The sequence below is a fragment of the Armatimonas sp. genome (assembly GCF_043760365.1).
Classification (GTDB): domain Bacteria; phylum Armatimonadota; class Armatimonadia; order Armatimonadales; family Armatimonadaceae; genus Armatimonas.
Map to the genome: position 1 here is coordinate 1 of NZ_JAYUPA010001010.1, position 2660 is coordinate 2660.

Annotated in this window: 2 protein-coding genes; one reads left to right on the forward strand and one right to left on the reverse strand. The window is 59.6% G+C overall.

Translation table 11 applies throughout. The features are described from left to right. Window positions 1-1823 (forward strand): alpha-L-arabinofuranosidase C-terminal domain-containing protein (locus ACH2EH_RS25570; protein WP_395146250.1); only part of this gene is annotated, 1823 nt, incomplete at its 5' end. A 3-nt stretch (window positions 1824-1826) separates the two neighbouring features. Here the strand turns inward: ACH2EH_RS25570 and ACH2EH_RS25575 are convergent. Continuing rightward, window positions 1827-2459: a Uma2 family endonuclease gene (locus tag ACH2EH_RS25575; RefSeq protein WP_395146251.1), complete on the reverse strand. Its 633-nt coding sequence runs from the start codon at window positions 2457-2459 to the stop codon at window positions 1827-1829. Between the last annotated feature and the right edge of the window lie 201 nt (window positions 2460-2660).

The window sequence follows — 2660 nt, forward strand, 5'->3', positions numbered from 1 at the left end:
GCTGCCCCGATGCACGGCTAGAGCTGCGGCCCACGGCGTTCCCCGCTGTGCTGAAAAATCCGTCGCTGCTGCCCACCGACACGCTCGGTAAGGCAAAGCTACGCAAAGACCTCGCCTCACTGGTGGCGGCCATGAAGCCGAGCTTTGTGCGCTTCCCAGGCGGCTGCTTTGTGGAAGGCGACACGCTCGCCCAGCGCTTCAACTGGAAGACATCGCTAGGCGAGCCGAGTCAGCGCGCGGGCAATCGCTGCATCTGGGGCTACAAAGCCACCAATGGGCTGGGCTACCACGAGTACCTTCAGTGGTGCGAGGATCTCAAGGCCGAGCCGCTCTTTGTGGTCAACTGCGGCATGAGCCACAAAGACACCACGCCGCTTAATCAGATGGACGGTGTGATTCAAGATGCGCTTGATGCTTTGGAGTACGCCAACGGCGCTCCGAATACCACGAAATGGGGACGGGAGCGGGCGAAGAACGGCCACCCGAAGCCTTTTGGCCTGAAGCTTATTGAGATCGGCAACGAGAACGGCGGCCCGCGCTACAACGAGCGCTATAAACTACTCTTTGATGCCATTAAGAAGAAGCACCCGTATGTGCGCACCATCGCCAATGACTGGGGGGGCTTGCCGACCTCCGCTCCCATCGAGATCGTGGATGAGCACTACTACAACAACCCACAGTTCTTCTTCGAGCAGGCCAACCGCTACGATCGTTATGATCGCAGTAAGCATAAAGTCTATGTCGGGGAGTACGCCGTCACCCAGGGCTGTGGCGAGGGCAACTTAATCGCGGCGCTGGGCGAAGCCGCGTTTATCACGGGCATGGAGCGCAACTCTGATGTGGTGGTGATGGCGAGCTACGCCCCGCTCTTTGTGAACGCCAACGATAGAAAATGGAACCCCGATGCCATTGTCTTCAACTCCTCACAAGCCTTCGGGACGCCCTCGTTTTGGGTGCAGCAGCTCTTTTCCACCAACCGGGGCGATGTGGTGCTCCCGACCACCCTCACTGCACCTGCGGTTCGCGACGCACTCTCGGCAGAAGCAAAAGGCGGCGTTGGGGTGGGAACCTGGCGCACGGACGCTGAGTACAAGGACGTGGGGGTAAACGGCAAGACCGTGACCCTTACTCCCGGCCAGGGACGCTGGCAGAAAGCCGACGACGATGGCCTGCGCCAGACAAATGCCCAGGGCGAGGACTTCCGCGCCACGGGGGGGGATCTGAACGCAACCAACTACACCCTGACTCTGATGGCCAAGAAACACGGCGGCGACGAAGGCTTTCTGGTGATGTTTTATGTCCGTGGCACGGGGGACTTTCTCTGGTGGAACCTGGGCGGCTGGGGCAACACGCGCCATGAGATCGAGCGCTCTATCGGCGGCGGCAAGAGCGCACTTCTGCGGCCTTCGGTGCAGGGCAAGATCGAGACAGGACGCTGGTACAACATCAAGGTCGAGTGCCAGGGGACGCGTATCAAGTGCTATTTAGACGGCAAGCTGCTGCACGATGTCACGCTTCCCGCACCGCCCTCGCCCGTGCATGCCGTGACCACGCGCGACGAGAAAACCGGCGATATTCTGGTCAAGCTTGTCAATGGGGGCAAGAGCGCCCACGCGGCTGCGATCACGCTCAAGAATATTGGCAAACTCACGGGCAAGGGAAGTGTTACCGTGCTCACGGGCAGCGGCCCGCTGGAGGAGAACTCTTTCGCACAGCCCACCAAGATCGTACCTGTCACCAAGCCACTCGCCGGAGTCGCGCCCCGTTTCACCTACCAGGCTCCGCCTTACTCGGTCAGCATCCTACGGCTCAAGACGCGGTAAGCCTTACAGGGTGAGGTCAAAGAGGGCTTTTACATCTAGCAGAAAGCCCGGCAGCTCTGGAGAGCAATCTATGGTTGTCGGGTCGTCGAGGATCTGGGGTTCGTTGCCGAGGCGATAGACATGGACTTTGCGATTTGCGGGATCAAGCAGAAGTCCGAGCCGAACGCCATTGCTCTGCCAATCCACCATCTTTGCTTGGAGCGGGCTGAGTCGGTCGGAGTCGGAGCGTAGCTCGGCAATGAAGTCGGGTGTGATCGGAAGAAAGCTTTTTTTCTGCTCCGAGGTAAGTACTTCCAGCCGCTCTTTGCGAACCCAAGCCGCATCGGGCGAGAGTGTGCTTCCTTCGGGCAAATCAAACCCCGTGCTGGAATCGAAGGTCAATCCCTGGCCGTTGGCAAGCGCCCAAACCCCGAGCAAGATGGCGAGAAGGGAGTTGCACGCTCCTGTAAAACCTTTTGTTGGCATCTCAATAGTTAGTTCTCCCCGCCCACTGCGCTGAATCCGCATGTCCGGGTTGTCTTCGCAAAGCGCCTCGAAGCCCGCGCGCTCCGCAATATCCACACCCGGGCGCAGGCGCAGCTCAATCCCCTCGGCAAAAGGAAAGCGTAAGATTGTGGTTCGAGTAGCAATCGCCATGGTGATTTATTTTATCGCGTCCCGTGTAGGTTTTGGGTGGTGTGTTGTCTCTCTTCCACATCACTTATCTCTTTCGTAGGGGCTCTTTCGCCAGCGGATCCACGCGCACCTTCCAGAGCCCGCCCGGCAGTTCCCAGTCAATATCCCACGCCTCCTCGCCCTTTCGGCGCGGCACCGACGGCACCACGTGGGCGGGAGTGA